Consider the following 15,698-nt stretch of genomic DNA (forward strand, 5'->3'; position numbering starts at 1 on the left):
ATTTATGCCTCCGCTTTCGATGAAGCATTCATAGCATTATCAAGAATGGATTGTTCATCTGGGTCGATGGCTGTTTCGCGGACGTGCTGAATGAATTCAGAGATGACTTCTTGGGGATTATCTAATTTGGCATTGGCACGGCCCGTTGAGTTGCCGGACACTTCATTTTTATTCTCGCGCGTCAGTGCTATGACATTGGGATAGACACGGCGAAGGCGTGCCATAGGTTCAACCAATCCGCCCTTATCGGTGAGAATGGCGTGGATGAAATCCTGATTGTTTGGATCATCTGTTTGTTTTTCCAAATCACTCAACGCACCGCGAATTTCACGCACAGCCCTTAAAGGCTTGATCGGGATAAGATCAATATTTTCAACACCTGACTGACCAAGTGTGATGAGTGTCATGGATTTTTCATTGCCCACTTCATCAAATGCAAATGAAAGGGGCGAGCCGCTATAGCGAATATGCTCGGCACCTACTTTTTGACTACGGTGCAAATGGCCAAGGGCGACATAATGCGCGCCATTGAATGTGTCTGCAGAAACGGTTTCAATTCCGCCGACACATAGGCTACGTTCAGTTTCTGTAGTGCTCGCACCTGTGACAAAAGCATGGGCTGAAATCACCCAGCGTGCGCCATTGGGGACAAATTGTTTTGCGCATTCTACCTGTTGATTGAGCACATCAGCGGGGGTTGCAATATCTGCTTTTTCAAAGCATTCACGCGCTGAAAAAATCTCGCCATAGGGCAGAGCGCTGAAGGCGACTTCTCCAAATTCGTCGTTTAAAATCAGAGGTTTCTCGTCGCGTTGTAAACGGCCACGGATGAGCACGCGTTTGGGGTCTGCAAAGGCACCATTCATCCCTACACGTTCACCGGAATCATGATTACCTGCCAGTATGATTAGAGCTGTTTGAGTATTAAAATAAACATGGCGTTGAAAATCTTCAAATTGGCTGACGGCGCTGGCGGGCGGTGAGGCGCGATCAAAAATATCACCTGCTATTATGAGGACGTCAGGTTTTTGCTGGTCGAGCACGATTTTTAGCTGATCTAAAAAATGCTGGTGATCATCAATCAAGGATGCGTGTTTGAATGTGCGCCCTAAATGCCAATCAGATGTATGAAGTATCTTCAAGTTTAATGGTCCACTTCTAGGGCTTACTGTCCTGATTCACATGATTATCTATTGTTAAACTAGCTTGGAAGTGAAGCAAATAATGGTGTGTTATTTTTCAGAGGGTGGATAGGCTCGCCATTGCCCATCTTGTCCGCGCAAGGAAAGTTGGCCGTCAATTTCGCGGGCGTCTGACGGTGTGGCGATAGCTTTGGAAACACCGCCGGGAATATCGACGACATATGTGGGGGTGCAAAGGCCGGAAAGCGTGTTTCGAAGGCCTTGGACGAGCTTTTGGCCTTCTTCTACGCTTACACGAAAATGGGATGTGCCGGGAGCGAAATCGGGGTGATGCAGATAATAGGGACGAATGCGGTTTTCAACAAAAGTGCGCATCAGGTCTGATAAAGCATCTAGATTATCATTGACGCCTTTAAGTAAAACACTTTGAGACACCATAGGAATACCAGCATCAATCAGGTTTGCGCAGGCTTGTTTGGCTGCGTTTGAAAATTCATTGGCGTGGTTTGCGTGAAGGGCAACAAATACTGATTTTGTTGAGCTTTTTATTGCTTGAGCGTATTCTGCCGTGACGATATCAGGTTTGGCGACGGGCATGCGGGTGTGCCAACGGATGATTTTGACGTGCGGAATGGCTTCAAGGCGCTGGGTGAGTTCTCGTGCGCGGCGGGGGGAGAGCATCATCGGATCACCGCCTGTAAGTATGACTTCCCAGATTTCTGGGTGGTTCGCAATATAGTCTATAGCGGCATCAAGCTGTTCTGGGCGCAGCATATTATCTTTATCAGGTCCCACCATTTCGCGGCGGAAACAAAAACGGCAATAGACCGGACAGATAGAGACTATTTTTAGTAAAACGCGATCTTTGTGGCGATGGACAATGCCTTCAACGGGGGTATTGGGCCAATCGCCAATTGGGTCTTCGCGTTCTTCTGGCAGGGTGGTTAGTTCGTCAATGAGAGGCAAAAATTGGCGTAAAACCGGGTCATCACTGCTGGGGTTTTTCACACAATCTGCGAGTTCAGTCGTCATTGCGACAGCATATTTTGTGGATACAGTGTCGATATTCTGCGTAATCTCTGGTGAGGTAATGCCGAGATTTTTAAAGTCTTGTGCGGATTTGAGTGTTTTGGTCATTGGCTTGGAAACGGTGTCCATAAAACATCATCAATACGGCGCGCATTTGAGCAAAGCATGACTAATCTATCAAAACCAAGGGCGACACCTGACGCGTCAGGTATATGAGGCAGGGCGGCGAGTAATTCTTCATCGAGTGGATAATTTTCACCGTAATAGGCAAGCTTTAAAATCATATCTGCTTCAAAACGTTTGCGTTGTTCAATTGGGTCGGTGAGTTCGCCAAATCCATTGGCAAGCTCGACCCCGCAAGCATACATTTCAAAGCGTTCGGCAAAGCGAGGATCATCACGGCATGGCCGCGCCAAAGCAGCTTCGCATATTGGATAGTTATACAGGAATGTTAGACGATCTATCCCGAGTTTATCCTCGATTTTTGAGACGAGAACGGCAGAAAATATATCGGTCCATTCTGCGCCATCTGATACACTGACACCAGCTTTTGCGGCGGCGGCTTTGAATGCAGGTGTGTCTTCAAGTACAGCGTTTAGATCTATATCTGCATAGCGAGAAAACGCGTCTGTTAATGTCAGAAATTCTGGTTCTTTGTGTGGATCACATGAAGAATTTTTCCACATCATTTGTGTTGCCTGCGTCGCGTTTAATGCAAGTCTCGCCAGATTTGCTGTATCTTTCATAACGTCTTTAAGGCTGGCACCCGTGCGATACCATTCTATCATGGTGAATTCGGGAGAATGGAGCGGGCCGCTTTCACGATTGCGATACACACGGGCAAAATCAACGATTTTTGTTTCACCAGCGGCGAGGAGTTTTTTGCAAGAAAATTCAGGTGAGGTGTGCAGGAATAATTCTTGATTGGTTGAGCCGTCTTCATCCAAAAATTTTGATGAAAACGCATGCAAATGGGTTTCATTTCCCGGAGAAATTTGAAGCGCGCCGCATTCAACTTCTAAAAATTCTTCATTTTCAAACCAGTTTCGAAGTGCTGAACGTACCTTATTGCGCGCGAGCAAGAAGGGACGCCTGTCAGCGTGTCTTTTTGCATCCCACCAAGGCGTGTCGCTCATAATCTGTGTCCTGAACTGTTTGATAATCGATAGCCCAATGCCGTTAGCCCCTTGGCGAAAGGCGTATAGACCGCTATGGGAAGGGTCAATCTCGCAATCCGCGCTTGGCTAGAGCTGTGCTTTAAGCCATCTGGTGCGCACAAGCAATAAAGGTAGGTTATCGTGGCCGTAGAAACAGCAGCCAATATTCGTAAAGGCAACGTCATAGAGCACACTGACGGTCAATTGTATGTCGTACTAAAAGCAGAGTCTTTCCGTCCGGGAAAAGGGACTCCGACAACAACGATTGATATGCGCCGTATTTCTGATGGTATTAAAGTGTCCAACACGTTTAAAACCCAAGATAAATTGGAACGCGCTTTCGTCGAAGAGGTTGACTACAATTATCTGTATGAAGACGGTGAAAACTATATTTTCATGCACCCTGAAACGTTTGAACAACTCATGGTGCCTGCTGCAATGGTTGGCGATTCCGCTCCTTTGCTTCAAGAGAATATGACCGTTGTGCTTCAGATGTTTAATGATGTTGCTGTGTCTATTTCATTCCCTGCGCGAATGACTTTCGAGATCACAGAAACTGAACCTGTTGTTAAAGGTCAAACAGCTTCTTCTTCTTACAAGCCAGCAATTTTGGAAAACGGTATGCGTGTTATGGTGCCACCACACATTGGTGTGGGCACACGTATCATTATCAATACAGAAGAAATGACATACGAAACGCGTGCGAAAGATTAAATCTAATTTCCTTGTATAATTTTGTGGCCGCTTTCTTATAATGAAGAGAGCGGCCATTTTTATTGGATCAGATTTTTTGAATGGATGTTGAGTGACGGTTGCAGTTGAAAACTTTGAGGTTAATCCAGAATTGAATACTTCACTTCTGGCGAACGCGTTCAAGAAAAGTTCGCGTTTGCAAATTCCTGATTTTCTGTCACAGAGCGCGGCGAAATCCATTCTTGAATGTTTAAAAACACTAGATTGGCGTTTGGTATTAAATGAAAATGGCAAGCATTTTGATATACATCCGGCGCAGATAGATGCACTTGGACCAACTAAGACAAATCTGATTATAAACGCTGCTAAGCAACGCCGACATTCGCAATTTCAATATCTCTATAAAAATTACCCTATTGCAGATATGGTGAGTTCTGGAAACTTATCTGAAGATGTTCTCATACGCTTGTATGAGACATTTAATAGTGAAGCTGTATTGCGTTTTTTAAACCAAGTCACCTGCGCGGATGCCGAGTTTTGCGATATGCAAGCGACGAATTTTCAAGCGGGACATTTTTTAAATCATCATGATGATGGTGTGATCGGAAAGAACCGTAAATTTGCTTATGTTTACAGTTTAACACCGGAATGGACGGCTGAACTTGGCGGGCAATTGGAGTTTTTTGATAGCAATAGAAAAATGACGGACGCTTTTGTGCCTGCTTTTAATACGCTTTCTATTTTTAGTGTTCCTGTGATGCATCAGGTTAGCCCAGTGATCGAAGATACCCAGAAAGAGCGCATTTCTATTACAGGATGGTTTCGTACACACAATTCCTTGTCCTAGCGTGACGTTGATTGGGCTTTAAACAGCAGTAAGGTGTTTGGAGAAGCTGATAGAGGCTATATCCGGAGGAAATCATGTCTGAACCTTATGTGGTGCCTGAAAAAGAGATTTTTGAACAATTGATGGGAATGGCAAAAGATCATCCCGTTGAGATGATAAATCTGATCAAATTTAACGCGCAGGCTAAATATGAAGACGGGACTGTTGCGACAGGTGCGGAGGCATACAAAACTTATAGTCAGAATGCAGCAAAATTTGTGGAAGGTGTTGGCGGCAAGGTTATTTGGTCGGGCAAGCCAGAATTAACGTTTATTGGACCCCAAGATGAAAATTGGGATTTGGCTTTTGTGGTGAGATATCCAAATGGTCAGGCGTTCATCGATATGGTGACCAATCCAGAATACATAAAAGTGACCAAACATCGTAAAGCAGCGGTTGAAACGTCAAGGCTGATTAGAACTAAACCAGCTGAATAAACGAGGCGGCATTGATCTTTTGATTGATCATGACCACTTGAAGACTAAGAGTTAATTTTAAGGGAGTTGAAAATGTCAGTAAAAGTTGCCTACACAACCAAAGCGACTGCTACCGGTGGACGTACTGGGTCTGCCAAAAGTGAAGATGGTCAATTGAATGTCACACTTACAACCCCAAAAGAATTGGGCGGACCGGGTGGAGATGGCACGAACCCAGAGCAAATGTTTGCAGCTGGATATTCAGCTTGTTTTATTGGCGCGATGAAAGCCGTTGCGGCGCAAGACACAAGCGTGAAAGTTCCTGATGATGTCTCTGTAACGGCGACAGTTGGGATTGGACCGCGCTCTGAAGGTGGTTTCGGATTGGAAGTCGCGCTGGAGGTTAATTTGCCGGGTGTAGATCAAGAAGCTGCCCAAGCGTTGATAGAAAAAGCACACCAAGTTTGCCCTTATTCAAACGCAACTCGCAACAATATTGATGTGCAATTGTCGCTTGCATAACTAAATTTTTTAGAAATTTGAAATGGAAACGCCTTCGCTGAAAAGTGAGGGCGTTTTTTTAGCTAACCTAGTGAGGCGATGAGCCCAACACTTGCCATCTCGACCAGATCAATCGTTTGGTCAAAATCGCGCGTGTAATAGGGATCGGGAACGTCAGTTAGCTCTGTGTTATTGGCGTATTCCAGAAAGAGCTGAACGGGCGTGTTTAAATTGTTTGGGCGCAGGCTTTCTACGTCATCCATGTTTGATTGATCCATAACAAGGACGAGATCAAAATCATAGAAATCTTGGGCTGTGAACTGACGGGCGCGAAGGGGTGAGAGATCATATCCGCGTGCGCGACAAGCGTCCTGCATGGGTTCATAGGGTGGTTTGCCGCTATGCCAGCTGGCTGTGCCTGCACTGTCGATTGTAAGGTGAGATAGACCCGCATCCTTTGCGTGTTGGGTGAAAATACCTTCCGCTGTTGGCGAGCGGCATATATTTCCAAGGCATACAAAGAGAATACGGGTCATATCAGTTTCTTATGCGTCGAGTTTTTCAGTCATTGTTTCGGGAACAACTAACAATTCTTCTTCAAGGTGAAGCGGCGGACGTGTGGCCCAGTCTGCAATCGCATTCAGGTCATAGTCACGACATGCTTCCATCAACATGCGCGTCTCTGTCCACATGTCACCATCCACAATCGGCATGAAGAGGTCGGCAATGTTATCTATACCAAGATAGACACGCACACCGGCTTCTTTCATTTTTACATACGGTCCGATTGAGTTGTGAAGCGGGCCCGGCATTGGCAATTGCTTCATGGAAAGAGCGGCTGATGGACAAATCACGATACCGACATCAGCTTCTTTGACGAGTTTGATAATGCGGTCCTGCTCAGAATTATCTTTACAAGACACTGAGATGGAGTGGATGCCATAAACGCGGCCTTGCATGCCATGCTCTATTGTTTTGAGCGCGAGCAATTCAGTTTCTGTTTGGTAGGGATTGTTTTCCTGATCGACGTGGACTTCGACATTCTTGCCAAGTTCTTTGGCTGTTTTCATGATGAAGTCTAGGTGTTCGCTCTCACGCGGGCGGTCACGGGATGGGAGGCCACCGCAGAAATCTGCGAGTTTACAGGCTTCAACATATTGTTTTTGAGTCCGCTCGTCCAACACGCCTTCAAGTGGTTGGATACCGATTTCAAATTTGATTTTGTCTTTATAAGCTTCTTTGACTTCAAGGGCTGCATGAACACCTTTAAGGCCGATAATGCTGTCTGCATCAATCATTGTGCGACAATATTTGGAGCCTTGCTGAAGGACAACTTCAAGTGCGCGAGAGATACGTTCGACAAGGTCTTCGTGTGTGTAGTTTTCTTTTAGGTGGCGATAAAGTTCCCATTTTTTCTCCATGTCGGCATAACCAAGTGCAAGGTTTTCCGGTGAGATCAGATAGGCTTTGTCAAAATGGCCGTGATGGTTGGCCCAGCCACCGCGTTCTTCAACGAGTTCACGGAATTTGGCTTCTAAATCCCAAGGACGCTGAGCGGAACGTCTTTTCCAGTCATATGTGCCTTGTTCAATATTGGTGATAACTGTTGCGATAGTTTCGCGGGCAACTTCACGATCCGTGATAAGGGGGATCCCGTGTTTGATTGCGAGGGATCGAATCTGCTTGGCATCGGAGCCTTCATCATAATCCTGCTCGCCGGTCAGAATATTGATAACAAAATCAATTTCGCCATTCTCAATCAGATTTTTGATATTGGGTTGCGTGCCAGATGAGATTTTGTGGGCAGGGGATGATTTGATGTTTTGAGCTTCAAATAAACGCTGCGTGCCAGGTGTCGCAAAAATGTTCACTCCGATATCAGCCATATTGCGGCAAGATTCGAGGAGGAATTGTTTGTCGTCGGGACTACCGGCACTTATCAAAAGAGCACGTTCACGGCCCTTTGAAAGCATTTTAAGATTGAAGCCGATAAGGTCGATATTGGTATAGCGTTCGCCATTAGCCATTTTTTCTTCTCCTCAAAGACTATTTGAATAGACAAATTGACCGTCTGTCACATTTTTCGTTGATTCATGTCAAGGCAAATGAGGTTTGCACATGAAATGTTTTGTGAAGTGAAACGATCCACTTCAACACCTTGCACGTATCAATAGCATAGAAGTTTGTAGTATTGTGGGAGAGACGTGTGAATTTGTGCTGGTTTCGTCAGGATTTGAGACTATCTGATAACCCTGCTTTACGATCTGCGTTAAGCGACAATTCTGCAATTGCTTTATTTATTTTAGAAGAAACTGATACGCAGCGGCCAATGGGAAGCGCTTGTAAGGCTTGGCTACATGAATCACTTATCAGATTGCAAAGTGATCTTGAAGCGATTGGTGTACCGCTTGTTCTAAGGCGGGGCGATGCCCGAGATATAATTCCAAAACTTACTTCTGATCTGAAAATCGACAATGTCTATTGGAACAGGCGCTATGACCCCAAAGACGTTGCAATAGACCGCGCTCTTATGGAGCACCTGAAAGAAGAGGGTGTGAATGTTGAGAGTTTCAAAGCGAATGTGCTGTTTGAGCCATGGGAGATTAAAAGCGCGGGCGCAGGGACACCCTATAAGGTATTCTCTCCTTTCTGGAAGGCAGCTTTAAAAGAAGGTGTTCCTGCGCAAAGTTTAGCGGTTCCAACAAAAATCCAATCAAAACCCCAACTGGATCAATTGCCATTTGATAATTTGGAAGATTGGGATTTGATGCCAGCATCACCCAATTGGACGAATGGGTTTTGGGATGTCTGGGTTCCAGGTGAAGCGGGCGCTTTTGAACGGTTCAAAGAATTTCTGGAGATTAACTTGAAAGGTTATAGTCAGAATAGAGATGTTCCGTCTAAAAACCATACATCTTGTCTTTCTCCACATCTGCGTTTTGGAGAAATTTCACCGCTTCAGATTTGGCATGGTGTTCATGCCCATTCAGGCGGAGAAGTTGATAAGGATGGCTACAAATTTCTTGCTGAAGTGGGATGGAGAGAGTTTTCGCACTCTATTTTATTTTATGCAGACAATTTATCGCAAACGAATTGGAAATCAGATTTTGATGGTTTTGCGTGGGTTCAAGATGAAAATGGTTTAACGGCGTGGCAATCTGGGCAAACCGGTTATCCGCTGGTTGATGCTGGGATGCGAGAGCTATGGCAGACAGGCTATATACACAATCGTGTGCGTATGGTGGTAGCCTCTTTTTTAATCAAACACCTTCGTATTGATTGGCGAGAAGGGGAGGCATGGTTTTGGGATACTTTGGTGGATGCATGTCCAGCGAATAATCCGGCAAGCTGGCAATGGGTTGCTGGTTCTGGTGCGGATGCATCGCCTTTTTTCAGGATTTTCAATCCAATCATGCAGTCTGAAAAATTTGACCCAAAAGGTAGCTACATCCGCAAATGGGTGCCGGAGCTAGCGAATTTGGATAACAAATCTATTCACACACCATGGGAGGCACCTAAACTTGTTTTACAAGAAGTGGGGGTGAGGCTTGGTGAAAACTACCCCAAACCGATTGTGGATCACAAAACAGCACGAGATAAAGCTTTGGCGGCTTATAAGGATATGACGGCTTAGACGCCTAACTTTGACCAATCGTCATTTTCATGGCCAAGGCGACCTTTCGCCGTGCGTAATTTACCTTTGGCGATGACCTGTTGTCCAACTTTGCCAAGGCCGTGATCGGGCATGTTGACATATAGGCATTCATATTCTGATTTTTTCACCATATAGGTTTCGTGCCACGTTCCAACATCACCATTTGTGCCGACGGCTTTGTTCATCTTTCGCCACGCTGGAACATGAGCACATCCTTGATTGGATGCATAAGCATGTAGATGGTCAAAAGATTTCCAGTATTGAATAACCATCATGCTTCCAAACCCCGGATGATAGCGATAATGCATCATGCCTAGTTCTGGGCGGCGAGCGAGTTCACGACACATGCGTGGCATGGCAATAAAAACGGGGAGCCATTTCCACACTTTCCACCATTTATTGATACGCATACCTGTCAGGAAGACGACAAAATCGTCTTCCATTTCAACCGTGACATAGTCATCATTCGTTGCAACCATGATCCCCACTTTCGGTCCGCAATGAAACTGGAATACCTTACAAAGGATGAAAAACCCAAGCGGATTTCACGTACTAAAAGACTTGAAAGCTAATCTAGCAATTTTTCCATAAGTTCATCTGAGATATCGTAATTGCTATAGACATTTTGGACATCATCTAGATCTTCAAGAACTTCGATTAGCTTTAAGATTTTTCCAGCTGTTTCTTCGTCTTCTACAGGCACAAGATTCTGCGGTTTCCAGATAAGTTCGGTTGCAGAAGCTTCAACCTCGCCGAATTTTCCTTCTAGCGAAGAAGCAACATCCATCAGGTCTTCACGCGCTGTGTATATAATGTGCGCATCACCATCAAACTCAACATCATCAGCTCCAGCTTCGATTGCTGCTTCCATCACAGCATCTTCGCCACCAGCTTCAGCGGAAAATACAATTTGGCCAACCTGGTCAAAACCAAAGGAAACCGCGCCGGTTTCACCAAGATTACCACCATTTTTGGTGAAGGATGCACGCACATCACCGCCAGAACGGTTTTTGTTATCTGTTGAACATTCTACAATCAGGCCAACACCACCAGAAGCAAAACCCTCATAGCGAATTTCTTCATATTGCTCCATGTCGCCGCCAACGGCTTTATCAATTGCACGGGTGATATTGTCTTTAGGCATGGATGCACCGCGCGCATTGGCAATGGCCAGACGCAGGCGAGGATTCATGTCCGGATCACCACTGCCACCCATTTTTGCGGCGATTGTTATTTCTTTGGAGAGCTTTGCGAAAATTTTCGCTTTTTTCTTATCTTGAGCACCCTTGCGGTGCTGAATATTCGCCCATTTGGAGTGGCCGGCCATGGCTGCCTCTTCTTTAATAAATACTTGGATTGAGGGTGTGTAGCCCATTCAGCAGCTTTTCGGCAAGGGATAGGAAAAAACTGATTGCTATTGCAAAGGGTGTAGCGCTGAATCAGGCTGACCGTGGATGAATGTATCAACCCAGAAAGGCACGATTGTTGACGCAGGACCATAATTTGTATGGTCAAACGAAGTGGCGTTTGCTGAAGGTTTTTGATTCAATTCGACCGTGACTGCTCCGGTCTTTTTTGCGAGGTTTACAAAATCTGCGGTCGGATAGACGGAGCCTGATGTGCCAATCGAAACAAATAAATCACATTCATCTAAGGCGGCTTGAATTTTGTCCATGTGATAGGGTTTTTCCCCAGCCCAGACGATGTCGGGTCGCATGGTTTTTTTATTTTTACAATTGGAGCAGATTGTCTGCGTGATAAGGTCACCCATGCATTTTATTCTTATATTGCAGATCGTACAAAAAGCTGAATTTAGGTCGCCAAGAATATGAATGACATCTGTCGTACCTGCTTTTTCATGTAAATCGTCGACATTCTTTGTAATTATTGTCAATTTTGTTCTGGAGCCTAATAATTGGTCCTGTAAATAAGCGATATGGCAGTGGGTTTTGTTAGGCTGTATTTTTTTTAAATCCATACGACGCTTGTTATAGAAATCATGCACTAATTCTGGATTTTTGCGAAAAGTATCTGGCCGAAAGAAGTTTTCCATTTCTTTGCGAGTCCATATTTCATCCTCATTTCGATAGACAGGAATTCCAGATTCTACGGATACACCAGCTCCGGTGAGCAAAACAACATGCTTAAATTGTACGTAATTCATTATAAAATTCAATAAGATATAAGATTAATCAGCAGTATAGCAATAATGCAATTAACCATAAATCTATTCAATTACCTGCGCAAGTATTTGGAAGTTGTGCAGGTCGAATTTGACTATTGGTCTGAGTCTATTGGTTTGGCGTTCATGACTTTCACAACAACCCAAGCTGTTAGTCCTAAGCAAACCAGTATTAATGAGCCAAAACCGATGAGCGCATATATCGCGAGTGGGTCGACATGTAATTTACTCATTTTGCAACTCCCAAAAATATCGAAGGTATTTGAAATGAAGAATACCATAAATCCACTATTAAAGTAAGGAGATTATTCGTGGAGATAAAGATGGTGTGCAATTGCAGCGCTGGGTATCGAGTTTGAAGGCCTTAATGTCAGTCCATAAATAGATTTAATTCTCAACTTTATATATTGTCTGACATTATGTGGTCGCAAATCGAGTTCATTAAGGTAAATGGAATGGGTTGATTGAAGGGGTATAATTGCTCTTTAAAAGGCTGATCATTCAATTGCATTAACATAAACAGGCTGTGAGATCCGAAATGACCAAGTGGAAAAGTTTCAAAACGCTTTTAGGTGCTGGTGTGTTTGCCGCGTTTGGGTTGGTGACAGGGTGTGAACAAGCTGAACAAAAACAGCAGAATTTTGAAATTCTGACAGAAAAAGTACAAGAACAACTCACACATGATGTTCTTGGTGAAGCCAATGCAATTGATTACTTAGAACAGGCCCCAATTGAAGCCAGAGCGATGTCAGGTTCTATTGTAACAGCTTCTGTAGTGCCAGAACAAAGTCTGGAAGAGGCTTTGAAAACGGAAAGCTATTTTGTCATTGGCTCGGTGATAGCAAAGCCAAAAGAATCTCTCACGACAGTCGTTGAAGAAGAGATGCCGGCCTCAAGTCAATTGCCAGAAGCAGAAGAGACGCAAGTCGCTGAAGCGATTGTTACAGAGTCAGAATTCGCAGCAATAGAGCAAGCTGTTCCAGATGTGGTTCGTAGTCTGAAACCCAATGAAATGAGTAAGAATAATGGACAAATTCGTTTGTCCAATGATGCCCGCACGCAGGTGAAGCGTGCAATGCATGCTAATCGGAATATGGAGCGAATTGAAAACTTTGAGACACGAGAGTCGGTTTTAAAAAAACTGGAACCACCTAGAGAAGCTGTTCAGAAAATTCAAAAATTTAAGCGTGATGTGCGTGTTCGCAAGGAACTCAATCAAGTTGCCGCGCTGGATGCCAGATCTAAAGCGCTAAAACGTCTGGAAAATATGGGTTTGTCGGGTGCTGCTTATGCGCGTGATGGCGGCAATATGGTCATTAATATCGGTATGGATCCGACAGGTTACCAGCGCGATGATAAACCGAGACTCAATGAAAAGTTCAAAAGATTTGCACCGCACAAGCTGAAGTCTGAAGATAAAATACAAGATTGCTCCAAAGATTCCACACGCACAGCAATGCGTTCAGATGCTGAGCTAGCAACACGATGTGTTGTAGAAGATCTACGTGCGTCGGGTGATTATGAATATGTTGAACCAGACTATATTTTCACAAATCAATTTGAGATCCGCCCCAAAAACCTTCCAGTTACGCCAATTACGACAAGCTCTGGTTTAAACCCAAACGATCCATTATGGGGTTTTCAATGGCATTTCAAAAATCAAGGTACTGGCGAAGATGAGTCTGAAGGCGGTGCCGGATTTGCAAATTTCTGGAGTAGAGCAAATCAAACTGGATCTGCTGGTGTGACTGTTGCGGTTATCGACACGGGCCTTCAAATGGACCACCCAGACATAAAATCATCTCGTAATTTAGCCCCAGGTTTTGATATGGTATCAGATCCATTCATGGGAAATGATGGTGATGGTCGCGACTCCGATCCTAATGATCCGGGGGATGCATGTGATCCAACAGACCCATTAGCGCAAGACACTTTTCACGGAACGCACGTTGCAGGAACAGTTGGTGCAGCTTCAACAGATAATTCATCTGGTGTTGCTGGTGGCGCATGGAATGTGACGATTGTGCCAGTGCGTGCGCTTGGTCGGTGTGGTGGTCAGCTGTCTGATATTAATGATGCAATTCGCTGGGCGGCGGGTGTTGTGCCAGCGCGTGATGATCTGGGAGATGAAATCTGGAACGCGAATCCAGCGGATATTATAAATCTCTCAATTGGTCTCTTTGAAAGCTGTCCGGCGTCTATGCAGGAAGCAATTAATGATGCGACGGATGCGGGTGTTGTTGTTGTGGCTGCAGCCGGGAATGCGCGTATTGATACCAAATATTATGCACCAGGCGGATGTCAGAATGTGGTGTCTGTGGCGGCTTCAGATGCGCGCGGTATGCTAACGCCTTATTCCAATTATGGTGAGGCTGTAGATATTCTTGCACCAGGTGGTGACCTGACGCGAGATGATAATGGTGATGGTCGTCCAGATGGTGTTCTGTCGACAAAATATGCAAAAAATTGCTATGATCCGGTTACGAATGAGCCTGTTGAATCATGTTATTATGCCTATGAAAGCGGAACTTCTATGGCGGCTCCTCATGTCTCTGCGGCGTTGGCTTTGATCAAGTCTCAATTCCCGCTTGCGACAAGTGAAGAGCTGACATCTCGTTTGAAATCAGCGACAAATTCCAGATCACAATTGCAATGTTCAGGAAAATGTACACATTATCCCGGATCAGAGCCTATCCCTGGGCAGGAAGGTATGTGCTTTAGACCATGTGGAGGCGTAGCTCTCGACTTGGCTAATGCCCAGCTGGATTAGGTTGAAAGCATGTTCGGATATGGTTCAGCATAGCTTTGTTATGCTCGGGTATGTCATATCTAATGCACAAAAGGGGTTTGATGATGGATAAGGATAGCGAAAAGAAAACAAAACTGGCACCAGTCATCGCCATGTTGTGCGGATTGTTCACGGCTTTTGGCTGTGGTTTCATCCTGTCTGAACCTATGGGAAATTTTGACGCAGAACTTGCCGAGCACAATGACCAAACAGCTCAGACCCCAGAGATAATTCCGACTTCCTATCAAGATGTGCGTACGGGTGGAGTTCAACCTGCGCAAAATCCTGCAGGTGGTATGCCTCCCAAATTTGGGCCTGCACCTGAAATTGTCGTCATGTTGAAAAATGACAAGGAAGCTGATCGGATTTGCGATATTTTCTGGAAAGATAAGGCGGCAGGTCGAGCAGAGTTTGATAAATTGTTTCAAGGTCAAGCCGGACTTACGAACTTAAGGCTGAAGCGCGTTTCCTATTCAAACGAATTTGTCGTTGATTTAAACCCTGATAAGGTTGATGCGCGCTCAGATTTGAAATCTGAATATATGGATGCCGTTAAACGACTTAAAAAATTACAAAATATCGCTTATGCCGAGCCAAATGCGACGGCACAACCGGGGAAAAATAGATGATTAAGAATAAGCTTGTTCGATTTGGTCTGCCTGCATTTGCTTTGATTGGTCTTGTCTCCTGTGAAGATGCTGTTGAAACTGAAACAGCAACAAGTCCAGCCAGTATAGAAACTGGTGTAGTAGAAGATTTATCAGGTGCGGAAACACCTAAACAAGCCAAACGTGATGTTGATTGGGCTGCTGCACGTCAAGCGCGTATCCAAGCCATTGAAGCGGGAATAAGCGCAGATGCGGTATTGGCGCAGGCAGCAGGGAATGCATCCTTAAGCCCGGTTCCTGTGATGTTGCCGTCCGGTATTGTTATGCCAGCCAATTCAAAACAGACAGTTGCATTCACCCCAGATGGCTATTTTGCAAGCTATCCGGGTGCAAAATACGATATTATCGTGAACGGCACGAATGAGGTTTATGATACGTCCTCGGCAACTGCGAATGCGGATGATCTTGAGGAAATGAAGTTTGACGAGATGGAAGCGGGTGCTCAGATTGCATTCTCTCGTTTTGGTGCCGACTATTTGGTTGAGTTTGAATGTAATATTTTAGATGGCGATACGAGCTGTATTACTGAAGAAGAGGCCAAAGCCGTTGTAAATGGGTTATTTGTGGCTGTTGCGGAATAG

General features: G+C 44.9%; 17 protein-coding genes. 8 read left to right on the plus strand and 9 right to left on the minus strand.

All coding sequences use genetic code 11. The features are described from left to right. Positions 1 to 2 precede the first annotated feature (2 nt). From HBAL_RS00145 to epmA, 3 genes are all read right to left on the minus strand, one after another. Positions 3 to 1,142: an exonuclease SbcCD subunit D gene (locus tag HBAL_RS00145; protein WP_012777888.1), complete on the minus strand. Its 1,140-nt coding sequence runs from the start codon at positions 1,140 to 1,142 to the stop codon at positions 3 to 5. Positions 1,143 to 1,232: 90 nt separating this feature from the next. Further along, on the minus strand, positions 1,233 to 2,279 hold the full coding sequence (locus HBAL_RS00150; protein WP_012777889.1) for a lysine-2,3-aminomutase-like protein: 1,047 nt from the start codon (positions 2,277 to 2,279) through the stop codon (positions 1,233 to 1,235). Next, entirely contained in the window at positions 2,276 to 3,307 is a 1,032-nt protein-coding gene (epmA, locus tag HBAL_RS00155) for an EF-P lysine aminoacylase EpmA (protein ID WP_012777890.1), read from the minus strand. Before epmA ends, HBAL_RS00150 begins: the two co-directional genes overlap by 4 nt. 162 nt (positions 3,308 to 3,469) lie before the next feature. Between epmA and efp the strand changes: the two genes are divergently transcribed. The 4 genes from efp to HBAL_RS00175 all read left to right on the plus strand — a co-directional run bounded on the left by efp (position 3,470) and on the right by HBAL_RS00175 (position 5,845). Continuing rightward, a complete protein-coding gene (efp, locus tag HBAL_RS00160; protein WP_012777891.1) occupies positions 3,470 to 4,042 on the plus strand; it encodes an elongation factor P in 573 nt (190 codons plus the stop codon). A 91-nt stretch (positions 4,043 to 4,133) separates the two neighbouring features. Then, the gene (locus HBAL_RS16210; RefSeq protein WP_012777892.1) at positions 4,134 to 4,868 is read left to right on the plus strand and encodes a 2OG-Fe(II) oxygenase; all 735 of its coding nucleotides are present in this window, start codon (positions 4,134 to 4,136) and stop codon (positions 4,866 to 4,868) included. 74 nt (positions 4,869 to 4,942) lie between these two features. After that, positions 4,943 to 5,344, plus strand: a complete 402-nt coding sequence (locus HBAL_RS00170; protein ID WP_012777893.1) for a DUF1330 domain-containing protein — start codon at positions 4,943 to 4,945, stop codon at positions 5,342 to 5,344. 72 nt (positions 5,345 to 5,416) lie between these two features. Next, a complete protein-coding gene (locus HBAL_RS00175) occupies positions 5,417 to 5,845 on the plus strand; it encodes an organic hydroperoxide resistance protein (RefSeq protein WP_012777894.1) in 429 nt (142 codons plus the stop codon). Positions 5,846 to 5,907: 62 nt separating this feature from the next. Here HBAL_RS00175 and HBAL_RS00180 read toward each other — a convergent pair whose 3' ends face one another. Further along, on the minus strand, positions 5,908 to 6,360 hold the full coding sequence (locus HBAL_RS00180) for a low molecular weight protein-tyrosine-phosphatase (protein ID WP_012777895.1): 453 nt from the start codon (positions 6,358 to 6,360) through the stop codon (positions 5,908 to 5,910). A gap of 9 nt (positions 6,361 to 6,369) precedes the next feature. After that, positions 6,370 to 7,851 carry an amidohydrolase family protein gene (locus HBAL_RS00185; RefSeq protein ID WP_012777896.1) on the minus strand — a complete coding sequence of 494 codons (1,482 nt, stop codon included), beginning with the start codon at positions 7,849 to 7,851 and terminating at the stop codon, positions 6,370 to 6,372. Positions 7,852 to 8,030: 179 nt separating this feature from the next. Between HBAL_RS00185 and HBAL_RS00190 the strand changes: the two genes are divergently transcribed. Continuing rightward, the gene (locus tag HBAL_RS00190; RefSeq protein WP_012777897.1) at positions 8,031 to 9,458 is read left to right on the plus strand and encodes a cryptochrome/photolyase family protein; all 1,428 of its coding nucleotides are present in this window, start codon (positions 8,031 to 8,033) and stop codon (positions 9,456 to 9,458) included. Here HBAL_RS00190 and HBAL_RS00195 read toward each other — a convergent pair. From HBAL_RS00195 to HBAL_RS16800, 4 genes are all read right to left on the minus strand, one after another. After that, the gene (locus HBAL_RS00195) at positions 9,455 to 9,958 is read right to left on the minus strand and encodes a DUF4188 domain-containing protein (protein ID WP_012777898.1); all 504 of its coding nucleotides are present in this window, start codon (positions 9,956 to 9,958) and stop codon (positions 9,455 to 9,457) included. The genes HBAL_RS00190 and HBAL_RS00195 overlap by 4 nt on opposite strands. Positions 9,959 to 10,047: 89 nt before the next feature. Then, positions 10,048 to 10,806 (minus strand): YebC/PmpR family DNA-binding transcriptional regulator, encoded by a 759-nt coding sequence (locus HBAL_RS00200; RefSeq protein ID WP_012777899.1) that lies wholly within the window; start codon positions 10,804 to 10,806, stop codon positions 10,048 to 10,050. 87 nt (positions 10,807 to 10,893) lie between these two features. Next, positions 10,894 to 11,643: an SIR2 family NAD-dependent protein deacylase gene (locus tag HBAL_RS00205; protein WP_012777900.1), complete on the minus strand. Its 750-nt coding sequence runs from the start codon at positions 11,641 to 11,643 to the stop codon at positions 10,894 to 10,896. A 113-nt stretch (positions 11,644 to 11,756) separates the two neighbouring features. Next, the gene (locus tag HBAL_RS16800) at positions 11,757 to 11,894 is read right to left on the minus strand and encodes a hypothetical protein (protein ID WP_012777901.1); all 138 of its coding nucleotides are present in this window, start codon (positions 11,892 to 11,894) and stop codon (positions 11,757 to 11,759) included. Between the two features lie 305 nt (positions 11,895 to 12,199). Here HBAL_RS16800 and HBAL_RS00215 point away from each other — a divergent pair, with 305 nt between their 5' ends. From HBAL_RS00215 to HBAL_RS00225, 3 genes are all read left to right on the plus strand, one after another. Beyond that, positions 12,200 to 14,431, plus strand: coding sequence for a S8 family serine peptidase (locus tag HBAL_RS00215; RefSeq protein ID WP_012777902.1), 2,232 nt, complete (start codon positions 12,200 to 12,202; stop codon positions 14,429 to 14,431). Positions 14,432 to 14,511: 80 nt separating this feature from the next. After that, a complete protein-coding gene (locus tag HBAL_RS00220; RefSeq protein WP_012777903.1) occupies positions 14,512 to 15,078 on the plus strand; it encodes a hypothetical protein in 567 nt (188 codons plus the stop codon). Next, on the plus strand, positions 15,075 to 15,698 hold the full coding sequence (locus HBAL_RS00225) for a hypothetical protein (RefSeq protein WP_012777904.1): 624 nt from the start codon (positions 15,075 to 15,077) through the stop codon (positions 15,696 to 15,698). Before HBAL_RS00220 ends, HBAL_RS00225 begins: the two co-directional genes overlap by 4 nt.

Source organism: Hirschia baltica ATCC 49814 (assembly GCF_000023785.1).
GTDB classification, from domain to species: Bacteria; Pseudomonadota; Alphaproteobacteria; order Caulobacterales; family Hyphomonadaceae; genus Hirschia; species Hirschia baltica.

Bases quoted from the DNA above. Each gene is read 5' to 3' on its own strand.
- HBAL_RS00150 (WP_012777889.1), bottom strand. From the start codon at position 2,279: ATGACCAAAACACTCAAATCCGCACAAGACTTTAAAAATCTCGGCATT.
- epmA (WP_012777890.1), bottom strand. From the start codon at position 3,307: ATGAGCGACACGCCTTGGTGGGATGCAAAAAGACACGCTGACAGGCGT.
- HBAL_RS00170 (WP_012777893.1), top strand. From the start codon at position 4,943: ATGTCTGAACCTTATGTGGTGCCTGAAAAAGAGATTTTTGAACAATTG.
- HBAL_RS00175 (WP_012777894.1), top strand. From the start codon at position 5,417: ATGTCAGTAAAAGTTGCCTACACAACCAAAGCGACTGCTACCGGTGGA.
- HBAL_RS00180 (WP_012777895.1), bottom strand. From the start codon at position 6,360: ATGACCCGTATTCTCTTTGTATGCCTTGGAAATATATGCCGCTCGCCA.
- HBAL_RS00185 (WP_012777896.1), bottom strand. From the start codon at position 7,851: ATGGCTAATGGCGAACGCTATACCAATATCGACCTTATCGGCTTCAAT.
- HBAL_RS00195 (WP_012777898.1), bottom strand. From the start codon at position 9,958: ATGGTTGCAACGAATGATGACTATGTCACGGTTGAAATGGAAGACGAT.
- HBAL_RS00200 (WP_012777899.1), bottom strand. From the start codon at position 10,806: ATGGCCGGCCACTCCAAATGGGCGAATATTCAGCACCGCAAGGGTGCT.
- HBAL_RS00205 (WP_012777900.1), bottom strand. From the start codon at position 11,643: ATGAATTACGTACAATTTAAGCATGTTGTTTTGCTCACCGGAGCTGGT.
- HBAL_RS16800 (WP_012777901.1), bottom strand. From the start codon at position 11,894: ATGAGTAAATTACATGTCGACCCACTCGCGATATATGCGCTCATCGGT.
- HBAL_RS00215 (WP_012777902.1), top strand. From the start codon at position 12,200: ATGACCAAGTGGAAAAGTTTCAAAACGCTTTTAGGTGCTGGTGTGTTT.
- HBAL_RS00220 (WP_012777903.1), top strand. From the start codon at position 14,512: ATGATGGATAAGGATAGCGAAAAGAAAACAAAACTGGCACCAGTCATC.
- HBAL_RS00225 (WP_012777904.1), top strand. From the start codon at position 15,075: ATGATTAAGAATAAGCTTGTTCGATTTGGTCTGCCTGCATTTGCTTTG.